A 14,132-nucleotide genomic window follows, 5' to 3' on the forward strand; every position below is an offset into this window, starting at 1 on the left:
CAACATGTTTTATGATGAACTTTAGATTTCTATAGCTCCTTATGAATTTATACTTTTCGGAGCTGGAAGCATACGAATATCTTCCTCTTGAGCTTCTGATTTCTTTTCTTCGACTACTTTATCTTTACGTACATCACGAAGGAAGAAACTTAAAATTAAACCGATAACAGAAATCGCTGTTGCCCAGTAAAAGGCATCGTTAATACCTTGAATCGTACCTTGCTGCGTCATTTTTCCAGATAAAATTGTCAGCGCTTGCTGCTGAGCCTGATCTTGTGATAAATGCAAAGTAGCAGCTACTTTTTGTACAAATAAATGAAAACTGTTCATAAAGAATGGATCAGACGTATTCATGGAACTGCTGATTTCATTTACGTGATACGTTGTACGGTTCGTAAAAATGGTCGTCATTAAACTAATACCAATTGAACCACTTACTTGACGAAGCGTATTAGACATTGACGTTCCGTGACTGCTTAGTCGCTGCGGAAGCTGATTTAAACCCGCTGTCATAATTGGCATCATTAACAGTGACATACCGAACGAACGGATAATATAAATCGCTAAAATATGATTAAATGGTGTATCCATCGTCAGCTTCGTAAATTCAAACGTTGAAATAGATGTAATGAGCATACCAACGATTGCTAGCGGACGAGGTCCCACTTTATCAAACAATGTACCTGAAATCGGCGACATAACCAGCATAACAAGTGCGCCAGGAAGCAACAGCAGTCCTGAATCAAAAGCAGAATATCCGCGGATATTTTGCAAGTAAATTGGAAGCAAGAACATACCTGCGTACATACTGATTGTAATCGCAATACTAATTATATTTGATAGTGAAAAAATATTATATTTAAACACACGCATATCCAATAGCGGCTTTTCAGATTTAATTTGTTGAAGAACAAATATAATTAAAAGAACTGCCCCGCCAATGATTGTAGAAAGAACAACTGAATCCGTCCAGCCATCATTTCCAGCTTCACTGAATCCGTAAAGCAATAATCCCATACCTGCAAGTGATGTCACAACAGAAGGCATGTGAACTTTTACATCCTTTGGAGGCTGAATGTCTTTTAATTGAAAGAAAGCAATAATTAATACAATGGCACCTAATGGTACCATGCCGTTAAAAAGGATGTGCCAGTCGTAGTTTTGAATAACCCATCCAGATAACGTTGGTCCGATAGCCGGTGCGAACATCATGGCTAAACCAAAAATCCCCATCCCTTTTCCTCGCATGTGGGGAGGGAAAATAAATACAATAATGGTCATAACAAGAGGTGATAAGACACCTCCGCCAATAGCTTGAATTAAACGGCCTGTAAGCATAATCGAAAATGTAGGTGCAATTCCGCAAATCAATGACCCTACTGTAAAACAAAACATTGCAAATAAGAACAAGCGACGCACACCAAATCGTTCAATTAAAAAAGCTGAAAGCGGAATTAACGCCCCGTTCACAAGCATATATCCTGTTAACAACCACTGAGCTGTATTTGCCGTTACGCCAAACTCAGTAATCAAATGCGGGATGGCTACGTTCAGTAACGTTTGGTTTAATATCGCAAGAAACAAACCAAGCATTAACACAATCAATAGCGGAATATGCTTTTTGATGGATCCATCACTTGTGTTTTCTATACTGGCTGTCATCATATTTCCTCCTTTCTTGAACTGTTGTAGTAAGAATTAGTCTTTCGAAATTTTCACTTCGGCGTTCATACCTGGTATTACATGCTCTGAATAATTAGAAATAGAAATTTTTACAGGAACCGTTTGAGACACTTTTGTGTAGTTTCCATCTGAGCTTGAGTTGGATGTTAAAGATGAAAGTGAATTGGTTGCATATCCAATTTCTTCGACTTTGCCGTCGATTTTTGCACTGCTATCTCCGTCTACCGTTACATCTACATCGTCGCCTTCTTTAATATCCTTAAGCTGATCTTCTTTAATATTTGCTACGATAAATAGGTCTTTCATATCTACTTCGGTTGCAATTTGCTGTCCAGCTTGAACCATTTGATTTTCTTTTACATTTGTTTGAATAATTTTCCCATCTGCTGGTACTGTAGCAGCTACAGAGCCTTTTTCAGCTTGAATCTTAGCAATTTCAGCATCTTTTGATACATCATTTCCTTCTTCCACTGTCCAGCTTGCTACTTTACCTGCTGCAGGTGCAACTACATTGTATACATCTCCAGATACTTTAGCGTTATCCGTTGTAATATAGTTCGATTTTTGAACGTAATAATATCCTCCTCCAATTAATAAAGCTAAAATAACGATGATTCCAATAAAATTTGTTACCATTAAGCGACTTCTAGACATTCATTACTCCTCCTTAATACTTCACTAATAAAATTACTTTTTTATATAGCTTTTTCATAAAGATATTATCTCCATCTATTAGGAGATATGTTTCTTTATAATCATCTATTTGGTTAACCACCTAAATAACTTTATCATAAAGATATTTTTTCGTAAAGATATTAATTTAAAAATAATAACGATGGTTAAAGATAATCATTGCCATCCTTTACAATCGTTTCATTTTATTTTAGAGTTAGTTTATATATGTCCGTAGTGTACAAGGAGATGGAAGCTAGCATGGATAACAATTTAGAATCAAAAATTGAGCACCTTTACCAAATTAACACATCTTTTTTTCAATATATGCGACATTTAGTCGAAGAAACATTAAAAACACAGCCTTATCACTTAACACCCACTAAGTTTTATATCTTAAACTACATTGCCAGCGGCACAAAGTATATGGTAGCAGATATTTCAAATAAACTTCACTTAACCTCGGGCGCTACAACTAGCTTATTAAATCAATTGGAAGAAGAATCTCTCATTCAGCGCGTGCGAGACGAAAAAGACCGGAGAGTGGTGTGGGTTTCATTGACCGATGAATCAAAAAAGCTTGTTTCAATGATTACAGAGAAGCGAAATGTATTTTTAAAAGATATGCTAGCAGCTCTAACTGTAGAAGAACAAGAAGAATATTTTCGCTTATTAAATAAAATGGATGCCCTTTTAAGTGATAAATATGGATTTTCATATTAGATTATCCAAAAGAGCTCCGCTTCGAATTGAAGCGAAGCTCTTTGTTATTTTAGAAAGCAGAATTTATTAGGGCAGCTGCTTTGTCAGGAAAATCGATAAAAGGATTTCGATTGCCTTGCAATTCAAAGATTGCTGCATTGCGATGTTTTTCATAAAGTGAAACATTAAATTCTTCATGCCATTTTAGTAAAAGAGGAAGATCTACTCGCGAAGAGTCAATTTTATTATGATAGCGAATTAAAAAATAAAGCGTAGCTCGAGCCACAATTCCTTTTCCATATTCGGGTTCAAACTTACCTTTTTCTGCTTTGCCGCATCCTTCTTTCACATCTGATTGCTTAACTTCCGGTGTATAATCCGGGAAGTCAATATAAGAAGAATTACCTCTTCGACTGTTACAAGAAGGCTCACACGCAAATAAATGATGTAAATCGCCTCTCATAGGCTCTTGTTTTCCAAACCAGGACTGCGGGACAACGTGCTCACAGTTTAGCAGTATATCATTGTTTGAAACAGATGAGTTAGTAAGCGACTGAAGTGCATCAATATCTTTTTGTATCGTTTCTAAAGGATCCATTCCTTTTCCTGAATACAGACTCTTCAGCTCTCCATTCTCCTGTAGATCGACCCATGGATATACATATTTATGGGGGGAATAACTTAGCAAATGCTGATGCGTTTCCGTTAACAAAGCTTGCATGGCTTCTCTTTCAAAAAGAGTACCTCGATAATAAAGATTTTTACTCTCTTCATCCGTCTTTTCATCATAATAGCTTCGATTGTTTACGTATTGCTGATAAAGGGCTTTTGCCTGCTGTTTTTCCACCATTAATATATCTAAACTGCTTCTCATCCCATCACCTCTGAAGTCATTTGACGTTGAACTTCACGCAACAGCTTTTCAACAATAGTCAAGTGCACAAACCCGTTTCCTACTTCTCTTGGTGATTCATTTAATGGAAGCGTTCTTCTGATTAACTGTGCGTAAAGCTCTGGTTCTGTAAGTTCTCTTCCAAACGTTTCATTTGAAAGAACTTTTATCAATGCCAAAGCTCCCGCTACGTGAGGCGTTGCCATAGAAGTTCCGCTCAGTGCGGCATACTTTCCATTCAAGTAAGTTGATACGATCCTCTCTCCCGGAGCCACTACGTCTACTTCGTTGTTCGAGTTGGAAAATATCGAAGAACGTTTCTCTAAATCAACCGCTCCTACGCTAATCACTTCATTATATGAGCCTGGGTACGCAAACTCATCTGTGGAGCTTTCTCCATCTCCTTCATTTCCCGCTGCGCAGACAACTAAAATATTCTGATCAACAGCATCTTGAATCGCTTCATGTAGCTCAGGCACATCGGCCGGACCTCCAAGTGACATTGAAATGATATCTACTTTTTGCTGAATGGCGTAGGTAATACCTTCGATAATCCACTCATATTGACCTGAACCATTCCCATCAAGTACTTTCAGGATAAGTAAATTCACCTCCGGCGCCACTCCTACAACACCATTTCCATTATGAGCTGCTGCAATTGTGCCTGCTACGTGAGTACCATGACCATTATAGTCTTGATAAACATCAGGATTTTGTTGATCATCGTGCGTGAAATTTCTTCCTCCAATAATTCGTTCCTGCAAATCTGGGTGTGTAACCTCACAGCCAGTATCCAAAACCGCTACGGTTATTCCCCGTCCCTTTGTTTGCTTCCATACTTCCTCTGCTCCAATTAGAGCGACTCCTTCTGGGACTTCATTAAATTGATTCAATTGTTCAACTACTTGAAATGGGATAATGCGCACTTTGTTCTTCATTTAGATTCCCCCTGCAGGATTAAATGGAAGCTAGTTCATGGTGGGATCACTTTTAATCGCTTATTTTTGGAGTTCACTCATCGAGGTTTGTTGCTTCTAAACTTATTATAACACAAAAACAGAACACACGTTTGTGTTTTTGTAATTTTTTTTAAAATAAACAAAAAGCAGAAGCGAAATTTCCGCCTCTGCTTTTTATTTATTGTTGGTTTTTAGAGGAATCAGGAACGGCACATTGACCATCTGCACAAAAGGCATCATCTGCGCCTTCTGGAGAAAGACTCTTCAAAGTGGGAGTCGGATTTTCTTCTTCCCATACTTGTTGGAGAGCCCCTACAAATGTCTCGACTGGCTGTGCACCTGAAATCGCATATTTTTGATTAATAACAAAATACGGAACACCGCTAATGCCATATTGCTGAGCCGTTGCTTCATCACTGCGCACTTCATTTGCATATGCGTTTTTATCCGTAAGAATTTGACGTGCTTCTTCTCGGTCAAGACCTGCATCTTCTGCAACAGCAACCAGCGTCTCTTCTTCACCTAAATGTTTTGACTCAGTAAAATATGCATAAAGAAGCTTTTCTGTCATGGCTGCTTCTTTTCCTTGAGCTTTTGCAAATTTAGCTAAACGATGAGCGTCAAATGTATTAGTTGGCTTCATATCGTCAAAATTAAAGGATAATCCCACACCAGCTGCCTGCTGTCCGATACCTTCATTTGCTTGCTTTGCTTGTTCAATGGTCATTCCATACTTAGCAGCAAGAGCTTCATTAATCGTTTTACCAGTATTAACTGGGGCATTTGGATCTAGCTCGAAGCTTTTAAATTCAACCTGCACATCATCTTTGTGTGCAAATTGCTGAAGCGCTTGCTCTAATCGACGCTTTCCAATATAACAAAAAGGACAGACAAAATCTGACCAAACTTCTATTTTCATCGTGACACCTCTTCAATTCAAGATAATTCTTATCGTAGCATACCTTTGAAGAAATTCCATCATAACTTGCTCAAACAAAGCAAAAACACCGTGTTGATTTACATACTAAGTGTATTCAATCAACACGGTGTTTTTATCTCACCTATTTTAAATTCATTGCTTTTAGAAGAGCATCATGTAAATACGTATTTCCATATTAGCTAATTAATGCTTGGTGGAACTTCAAGCCAGCCTTTTTTAATCATAATTTCCGTCGCTTCGCTTGCATATTGAAACGCATCTTCTCCTATCAGCATCATTTTAGCCACAATATCTCTTCGAAAACTAAATGCTGCTCCAAATGCCTGACTTCCAATGCTAAAATTACTAAGTAAAATATCGCATATCAGCATCAAACGATCAGAAAAAGCAGGCGTTTCAGAAGTCGTTATGCTTCCTGTTGAGGCAACAGAAGGTGAAATATCGTCTTGTATAATTATTTCTTCTAGGCGCGTAATAATCTTTTTACTGAGCTCTTTTCCTTTCAAAAAATGCTTTTTCACTTCGGCATCTTTCGCCGTTTGAGAAAAAGCCTTCATTAACTTCATCCCGACAATGTTTGTTTCGACTCCATGATAAATCTGCGCTAGCTCCATCGTATTTAATACTCTTTTGTCCGCAAATACATTTAAGCCGCTTAGATATTTTCTATCCGAAACAAACTCAACGGTAGTTGGCATTGGAATATAGGGTGGGCGTGATAAAATTCCTTTTCTCAATAAGTACTGCGTACAGGAATCGTAGCACTCTTGCGTAATCTTTGTTAAATCTTGATAAAATTTCACCACATCTTCTCTGTAGGCCTTACCTAAACTTAATGTATACATCCCCATACTAATTTCTTTAATAACACGAAGAAACATAATATCAAATCCATTAGTAAATAGTTTTGGAGCCTGTACGTTTACGTCTTGAGATGAAAGCCCGGTTGGCACTACGGCTCCTTCTTTTTCAAATATTGTTTTTATCTTTCGTATGTATATAATGAGCTGTTCACGCAAGTCCGTCATAATTGTTTTAGCATCTTCATCGTCTGCATGTTCAATCATATAATCCAACAAGCAAATGATTAACGTTTTCTGCTGATATGTCATCCACAGCGTTCCAATTTCACTTGAGGTAATACTAGGTTTATCAGGCACTGTTACTTCCCTCCGCTTCTTCAGCTTTGTTGAGTGCTTTTATCTCTCAAAAGAGAACATACTCATTGTACGTTTACTTATCATTATGCTATCCAACATTCTTTTTTTTATTTAATCCCCTGACCTATAGCTTTTGAGCAACAAAAAAACAGCTCCGCACTTACAGAACTGTTTTTTATCTTAAGCACGAAACGAGTACTCAACACCTGTTAAGTCCTCAGATACGCTCCATAGTTTTTCCGCTACGTCCGGTTTAAATAAAACGTCTCCCATCATATCTTTTACAGGATATCCTTTTTTAGCATCTTTTCCGTCTGGCCCAATATATGTACCGCCTTCTATTGATTCAGTAGCTGCATAAAGAGTAGGCAGCGCGCCCATTTCTGCAGATTGACTAAATAGCTTGACTAAAAATTTCAACAAGCCGTTTGGTTCTTTACCTGAACCGCGTGATAATAGGTTTGTATTAGAAATACCTGGATGTACAGCGGCACTAATTGTCGTTGATCCGGCTGCTTCTAAGCGAGTTTGCAATTCTTTGGCAAACAATAGGTTGGCGAGTTTGCTTTGTCTATAGAACTTCATTGGACTGTAGCCTTTTTCTCCATCGAGATTATCAAAATAGATTTCTCCAGAATTAGCGGCTATACTGCTTACAGTTACGACACGTGAATGTGGAGTGGCCATTAGTAAAGGAAGCAGCAAACCCGTAAGTGCAAAATGCCCTAAATGATTACAGCCAAACTGCAGTTCAAATCCGTCTTTCGTTTTGCTGTGAGGTGGCACCATCACGCCTGCATTATTAATGAGAAGATCCAAAGACAAGTATTGTTGAAGAAATTGATTGGCAAAATCCCGAATAGAGCTCAAGTCACTGAGATCTAATGACATAATAGTCACTTTAGCATTCTCGTTGTCCCCTTTAATTCTCTTCTTAGCTTCTTTCCCTTTCTCATCATTACGCACAGCAAGAATGATTTCTGCTCCGCGAGCTGCTAGAGCCTTTGCAGCTTCAAACCCAATACCGCTGTTTCCTCCCGTTATAAGGGCTGTTTTCCCCTTTAAATCGGGCATCCGTTCAGCTGTCCATTTTGTTGTCATATAAGTTCTCCCTTTCAGCTATAGCTTTTTTTCTAGAATTTACGCGTCTCGGTCACATACGTTTTTTAAAAATTAAAATATGTATAAATTATAATGTCTTCAAAACAAAAGGGACAAGCTTTTTCAAAGCTTGTCCCTTTTGTATGTTTATGTGGTCCGCGGTGAATCGTAGCGTCCAAACCAGTCGTACCTGTTTGTGGAGATCCATTTATATAGCGGACTAAACGCTTTTTTCATCAATGGTAAATGCAGAAGCACACCTATTGGGAATGTAAGAGGCAAAACAGCTAAAAGCCGTCTGACCGTTTCAAATCCTGCTAATACTTCCCCTTTTTTGGTGACCATATGAATTTGATCATATAAGTCTCTTCCTTCTTCTTTTAAGTAGCTATACTCCGTTCGTTCAATGTATTGAACTGGAATCCACTGGATTTGGTTCGTCCAGTCCAGCGCTTTAATTATTTTTTTTACGTTGTAACATAAAGGACATTCCGCATCAAAAAATACTTTGTGCTTCATTGTTTCCACCTTTCTTCCCTTATTTCTTTTTCCTTAGTTTATAAATACCCTTTTCTCATTTTTAATAACCATCATTAGGAGGCATTTCTTGTATAGCCTGGCTTTAAAGCGAACATTTTTTGTGGGGTTTCTTTTGTGAAGCCGTGAAAGAAGACAGGATTTTTTTATAAAATATCACTTTTTTGGTTTAAAGCGCTAAAAACATGTTAGAATAGATTTCATATTGATTTGAAGCACTAGATGCACCCATTCAGTCGCACACTAAAAAGAACTGAATAAATCCAATGATAAAAGGTAAAGGTAATGTCTTCATAAACTTATCATGGAAGTAGGTTTATAAATAACGAAGAAAAAAGGAGGAACGGGTGATTACTTTTATCCATTTCATATAAGCTTTTTTACGTAAGGATGTGTAAACGATGAAAAATAAGTACATGCTGTCAGCTTCAGGTATGTATATTAACTATTTTCTACTTGGCATGGTCAATATCATGCTTGCATCAAATATGTCATTTTTGACAAAAACAATTAAATACCGACGGTGCTGGAATCAGCTATATTATTTCGGCTATCGGAATTGGAAAATTGCTTTCGTATTCTCTATCAGGCATCTTGTCTGATAAAGTCGGACGAAAACCTTTGATTCTTGTTTCGTCTCTGACGATGGCTATTTTCTTAATCGGCATTCCATTATCGCCAAATTATCCAACAGCCTTTATCTTTGCCATTATTGCTGGTATTGCAAACTCTGCTATGGACGCTGGAACATACCCTGCTTTAATTGAAGTTTTTCCTAAATCTTCAGGTTCAGCCAGTGTTCTTGTAAAAGCATTTATATCAGCTGGAGCGGCACTTCTTCCGTTTATGATTGCCTTTTTTGCAGATCGTGATTTGTTTTATGGTTATGCTTTTTTCCTTCCGGCTCTTATTTATTTACTAAATATGATCTTTATGTTCAAACTGCCTTTTCCCAATCATAAACGCGAACAGAATACAGTTCAACAAGAAAGTGCGGAAGAAAATAAATTCGTCTCTCCTCCTAATATGAAGCAAGAAGGAATTGCTCTTATTGTGATTGGATTTACTTCTACAGCGCTGTTTACAGTGGCTCAAATTTGGCTTCCTACTTATGGTCAACAAGTATTAGGTATGGCTGAAAGCAGCTCGGTTCGCCTTTTAAGCTACTATAGCATCGGAGCTTTAATCTCTGTTTTAGTATTAGCCGTATTATTAAGCAAAGTGCTTCGTCCTGTAACGGTTATTCTCGTTTACCCGATGATTACCCTTATAGCTGTACTTACGCTTCTATTTGTTAAAGTACCTGCTATTGCAATTGCAGCTGCTTTTTTCATGGGATTTTCTACGGCTGGGGTCTTTCAATTAGCGATTACCGTTATGACCGAGCTTTTCTGGAACAAAAAAGGAACGGTTACGGGAATTGTAGCGACCGCTGCTGGATTAGCTGCAATTTTATTGCCTTTAGCAACAGGGCTCATGTCTAAAACAGGACATATTTCGATCATCTTTATTTTTGATGCGATGCTTTCAGTAGTAGGCATGGCGGCGGCGGCTTTTGTTAATTACCGCTACCGAAAAATTTTAAATAAAAATCGCAGCAAACAAATTCAAGAAACAGCATCATAAAAAAAGAGGCTGGGGCAAAAGTATTTTAGAGAAAGTAAAAAAACGAACCATTGATTAATGGTTCGTTTTTTTATTATGGTGAACGTATGGGTCATTTGTTTAGGTCCTTCTAGCAGTTGATTGGAGCGCAAGCGACGAGGAGGCTCATCGGCCATCCGCGGAAAGCGAAGACTTGCACGGAAATCAACTGCGGTGTCACAAGCAGTCCAGCTCATGCATACTATTTGTTCGTCTTTATATTGGATTAATTCGGTAAAACCTCAACTTCTTCTCAACTTTTTAAGTCATTTCCTCAGCTGATTTTTGCTTCATAAATAGAAACATCACACCTGAAATAACCGCAAAAACAGCTAAAATGTAAAAGGTAGAAGGCAACCGAATCACGTTAACTAGTGACCCCATAGCTAAGCTACTGACAACTGCTGATGTTTGTATAGCCGTCATATATGCCGTTGTGGCTAGTCCAATTTGACGCGGGGCTAGTGACTGAGCATACACCATTCCTACTCCCATTGTAGCGGATAGAATAAAAGCATAAAATACTTGAAGCGCAATTAATCCACTCAGCGGTAGATGAAGACTCGTTAAAATAAAATAAAGCACTTGGCAAGCTATTCCAATAATAAAGAATCGTTTAACGCCAATCTTATCAGAAAAATAGCCTCCTAATGGCATAAATACTAGCTCAAAAACAGATGTTACGGTAAAGAGAATACCTACAATCGAAACGGATTGCTTTAATGTATCTGTTACATACAGCGGCAAATACATAGAACGACCGGAGTCCCCCGCAAAAATGAAAAGAGCTGCTACGAATACAGCTATCAATACAGAAGGTATACCAGCTGGCGCTTTTGAAGATGCATGAGCTGAAGTTTGAGGTATACTGTTTTCTTCTTTAAGCGCAAAAAGAACCCACACTAAAGTTGCGAGGGATAACAACCCTGATAATAAAAATAAAAGAGTATACCCTCCGTGGTCAATGATTAAAGCACCAAGCATAGGCCCAAAAATATAGCCTTGTGAAAAAGCCATTCGCACGGTACCAGTAATCGTACCTGCCTTCGACTTACTTTCTTCCTTTTTAACAATAAAATCATTCAGCAGAGCAAAGAAAAAGGAAAACGCATTAAATCCTCCTATAGCAAGTAAAATGAGTGCTATTGCATAGGAATGCGTAAACGCTAACGGAACTCTTGAAATGGTTCCGATCAATAACGCCCAAATAATAAATGGCTTTCGTTTTCCCCATTTGTCTGATAAAGAAGCTAAATAAAACGAGACGATCAAACCAATAATGCTCATCGGGACAAATAAAAACCCTGCTTGAAACGAAGTGGCATGCAATGTATTTGTTGCCCAAACCGTTAAATACGGCATAAAGCCGCCAACAGACAACCCGATAATAAATAATGAAATAAAAATCGTTCGAAAATCCCTGTCTGTAAATACAATCTTTATACCTGATACAAACGAATTTTCTGCTTTCGACATAAACTCATTTCAATCCTTTCTATCCAGCTGTCAAACGTTTAATTTCTATAAAAAAATGCACCTTTCTTCAAGAAAAAGTAGAAGAAAGGTGTGTAAAAGGTTATTTTCCAATTTGTACAGCAATTTTTTCTTTTTGTTCTTCCTTGTTGATCAGCTCTTTGAATTTAGTTAAAAGAGGTGCTTTTAATTCTTCATCTTTTAACGCAAAAGCAAGAGTCGTAAAAATAAAATCTAATTTTTCCCCTGCATCATAACGTTCGCCTTCGAATTCGTAAGCATAAATAGAACGGTCTATATTCATACGCTGAATAGCATCCGTTAGCTGAATTTCCCCACCTTTTCCAGCTTCCTGCGTTTCAAGGTAATCAAAAATGTCAGGTGTAAATACATAACGTCCAATAATCCCCAAATTAGACGGAGCTTCTTCGACTGATGGTTTTTCTACAAAACCATTCACTTCGTATAATCGGCTTTTATTTGCTTTTGGATCTATAATCCCGTAACGGTGAACGGATTTTTCCTCTACGCGCTGTACGCCGATAATCGACGATCCCGTTTGGTTATACTGGTCAATCAGCTGTTTTAAACAAGGCTGGTCTGGGTCTGTTAAGTCATCTCCAAGTAAAACTGCAAACGGTTCGTTTCCAATAAACTGTCGAGCACAGCCAATCGCATGGCCAAGGCCCTTCATTTCTTTTTGACGAACGTAATGAATATTCGCTAGTTCAGAGATATGCTCCATTTCCTCCAATAGTTCGGTCTTTCCTTTTTGATGAAGCAAGTGTTCTAGTTGAATATTATGATCAAAATGATTTTCAATTGCTTGTTTCCCGTTTCCTGTAACAATTAAAATATCTTCGATTCCTGATTCTAAGGCTTCTTCTACAATAAATTGAATTACGGGCTTATTTACAATTGGAAGCATTTCTTTTGGGATAGATTTTGTAACAGGTAAAAAACGAGTACCTAACCCTGCTGCTGGTATAACTGCTTTTTTGATAGACTGCATATGATTTACTCCTCTCTGTTAGTTATCTAGCTGTCTTACATCTATTACGCTTTAACAGGCACCATCTTGAAAATTTCTTTCACTCCTTGCTTGTATCCTCCCGCTGAGCGAAGTGATTCTCCAATTTGTTGTGCATGCTGTTTATATGTGTGAGTAGTTAAAACGTCGTTAACTGTATTTTTGATGAGCTCAGCAGATACATTATTTTTATCTAATTTTACACCTGCTCCTAACTCCTGCACGCGATCGCCCACCATAAATTGATCCACTGCCATTGGAATAACGACAAGCGGTGTATCGTAGTATAATCCTTCACTGCTGCTGTTCATTCCGCCGTGAGTAATAAATAAATCCGCACGTTTTAAAATTTCTAGCTGCGGTACGTATTGTTTCACAACGAAGTTTTCTGGAATGTGTGCTAATTCTTCAGGTTTTGTATTTTTACCAATAGATAAAATAACTTTACCCTCAAAGTCTTTTAATGCTTCTATACATAAGTCATAGATTTCTAGCTGCTGATTAAAAATAGTTCCCATAGAAACAAAAATAATTTTTTCATTTTCATTTTGTAAGTAAGAAGGATCTTCAATATCTAGTCGTTTAACAATTGAAGGACCAATAAACTTGTACTCACTCGTAAATTCAGATACGTATGGTTGAAAGAATTCTGACGTAAATACTAACGTAATATCCCCTGGATTCGACATAATGTCCATGGAATCTTTTAAATCAGTATTATATTGGCTGTTGAACTTATTTAATGATTTTTCGAATTGAGGATAAAAGGAAGATTGGTCAGGTTCTGTTTGACCACTTGGCATCATACAAGTTGCTAACTCCTTATTTAACGCAAACGTCGTACAAAGAGAAACTTTTGGAAGCTGAAGAAGGTCAGCCACAGCGGAACCTGCTAAAAGGTGATAATCATAAAGTACATAATCATATGTTTCATGTTTCGTTTCACTCATAATTTTAGTAATAATATTTTCAGATTCATTTAAAAACAAATTCATTATTTCATAGCGGTCATAAGACTCTTCTTTGGTCATCCGGTTGCTCATATCAAGACTTGGACGAAAATCTTCGTATTCACGAAATTCCGCGCCTGATTTTCGAATTTTTTCAGCATAGTCTTCAATGCCGTAATAGACGACCTTTTCCCCTTGAGCCATCAATTCTTTTACAATTCCTAAAGAAGGGTTCACATGTCCTTCACCTGGAAAGCCTATTACTAATACATTTCCCATAACACTCATTCCTTTCACTTAGTTAATAATTAAATAACTTAATTATTCATTTAGTAAATTTATTGTATAGAAACTGAATTTACTATAAATTACCTTTATCGTAAAGTCAT

At 37.5% G+C, this 14,132-nt stretch carries 13 protein-coding genes and 1 pseudogene; 3 read left to right on the forward strand and 11 right to left on the reverse strand.

Annotated features, from left to right (window positions below):
* Positions 1-39: 39 nt before the first annotated feature.
* Entirely contained in the window at positions 40-1,665 is a 1,626-nt protein-coding gene (locus ACO1DI_RS19970) for a DHA2 family efflux MFS transporter permease subunit (RefSeq protein ID WP_045291503.1), read from the reverse strand.
* A gap of 33 nt (positions 1,666-1,698) precedes the next feature.
* A complete protein-coding gene (locus ACO1DI_RS19975; protein WP_316909823.1) occupies positions 1,699-2,337 on the reverse strand; it encodes an HlyD family efflux transporter periplasmic adaptor subunit in 639 nt (212 codons plus the stop codon).
* 279 nt (positions 2,338-2,616) lie between these two features.
* Between ACO1DI_RS19975 and ACO1DI_RS19980 the strand changes: the two genes are divergently transcribed.
* Positions 2,617-3,078, forward strand: a complete 462-nt coding sequence (locus ACO1DI_RS19980; RefSeq protein ID WP_014460864.1) for a MarR family winged helix-turn-helix transcriptional regulator — start codon at positions 2,617-2,619, stop codon at positions 3,076-3,078.
* A 49-nt stretch (positions 3,079-3,127) separates the two neighbouring features.
* Here the strand turns inward: ACO1DI_RS19980 and ACO1DI_RS19985 are convergent, their stop codons facing one another.
* The 6 genes from ACO1DI_RS19985 to ACO1DI_RS20010 all read right to left on the reverse strand — a co-directional run bounded on the left by ACO1DI_RS19985 (position 3,128) and on the right by ACO1DI_RS20010 (position 8,628).
* Positions 3,128-3,931 (reverse strand): endonuclease I family protein, encoded by an 804-nt coding sequence (locus ACO1DI_RS19985; protein ID WP_014460865.1) that lies wholly within the window; start codon positions 3,929-3,931, stop codon positions 3,128-3,130.
* Positions 3,928-4,887 carry a S8 family peptidase gene (locus ACO1DI_RS19990; RefSeq protein ID WP_116737185.1) on the reverse strand — a complete coding sequence of 320 codons (960 nt, stop codon included), beginning with the start codon at positions 4,885-4,887 and terminating at the stop codon, positions 3,928-3,930. Before ACO1DI_RS19990 ends, ACO1DI_RS19985 begins: the two co-directional genes overlap by 4 nt.
* A gap of 199 nt (positions 4,888-5,086) precedes the next feature.
* Positions 5,087-5,827, reverse strand: coding sequence for a DsbA family oxidoreductase (locus ACO1DI_RS19995; RefSeq protein WP_116737187.1), 741 nt, complete (start codon positions 5,825-5,827; stop codon positions 5,087-5,089).
* A 200-nt stretch (positions 5,828-6,027) separates the two neighbouring features.
* Positions 6,028-7,008: a DUF3231 family protein gene (locus ACO1DI_RS20000; protein WP_423145577.1), complete on the reverse strand. Its 981-nt coding sequence runs from the start codon at positions 7,006-7,008 to the stop codon at positions 6,028-6,030.
* 180 nt (positions 7,009-7,188) lie between these two features.
* Positions 7,189-8,109: an oxidoreductase gene (locus ACO1DI_RS20005; RefSeq protein ID WP_182421161.1), complete on the reverse strand. Its 921-nt coding sequence runs from the start codon at positions 8,107-8,109 to the stop codon at positions 7,189-7,191.
* A 147-nt stretch (positions 8,110-8,256) separates the two neighbouring features.
* Complete coding sequence (locus tag ACO1DI_RS20010) at positions 8,257-8,628, reverse strand: thiol-disulfide oxidoreductase DCC family protein (RefSeq protein WP_014460871.1); 372 nt, start codon at positions 8,626-8,628, stop codon at positions 8,257-8,259.
* A 419-nt stretch (positions 8,629-9,047) separates the two neighbouring features.
* Here ACO1DI_RS20010 and ACO1DI_RS20015 point away from each other — a divergent pair.
* Both ACO1DI_RS20015 and ACO1DI_RS20020 read left to right on the forward strand, forming a co-directional pair.
* Positions 9,048-10,272: pseudogene (locus ACO1DI_RS20015) on the forward strand (MFS transporter).
* A 116-nt stretch (positions 10,273-10,388) separates the two neighbouring features.
* Positions 10,389-10,520 (forward strand): hypothetical protein, encoded by a 132-nt coding sequence (locus ACO1DI_RS20020; protein WP_423145600.1) that lies wholly within the window; start codon positions 10,389-10,391, stop codon positions 10,518-10,520.
* A 31-nt stretch (positions 10,521-10,551) separates the two neighbouring features.
* On the opposite strand, the gene ACO1DI_RS20025 is transcribed toward ACO1DI_RS20020, so the two are convergent.
* From ACO1DI_RS20025 to ACO1DI_RS20035, 3 genes are all read right to left on the reverse strand, one after another.
* A complete protein-coding gene (locus ACO1DI_RS20025; RefSeq protein WP_182421163.1) occupies positions 10,552-11,766 on the reverse strand; it encodes a sugar efflux transporter in 1,215 nt (404 codons plus the stop codon).
* Between the two features lie 100 nt (positions 11,767-11,866).
* Complete coding sequence (galU, locus tag ACO1DI_RS20030; RefSeq protein WP_208732560.1) at positions 11,867-12,775, reverse strand: UTP--glucose-1-phosphate uridylyltransferase GalU; 909 nt, start codon at positions 12,773-12,775, stop codon at positions 11,867-11,869.
* A 44-nt stretch (positions 12,776-12,819) separates the two neighbouring features.
* Positions 12,820-14,022 carry a macrolide family glycosyltransferase gene (locus ACO1DI_RS20035; RefSeq protein ID WP_014460875.1) on the reverse strand — a complete coding sequence of 401 codons (1,203 nt, stop codon included), beginning with the start codon at positions 14,020-14,022 and terminating at the stop codon, positions 12,820-12,822.
* Positions 14,023-14,132 lie beyond the last annotated feature (110 nt).

Origin of the sequence: Priestia sp. 40, assembly GCF_049368575.1 — a bacterium.
Classification (GTDB): domain Bacteria; phylum Bacillota; class Bacilli; order Bacillales; family Bacillaceae_H; genus Priestia; species Priestia zanthoxyli.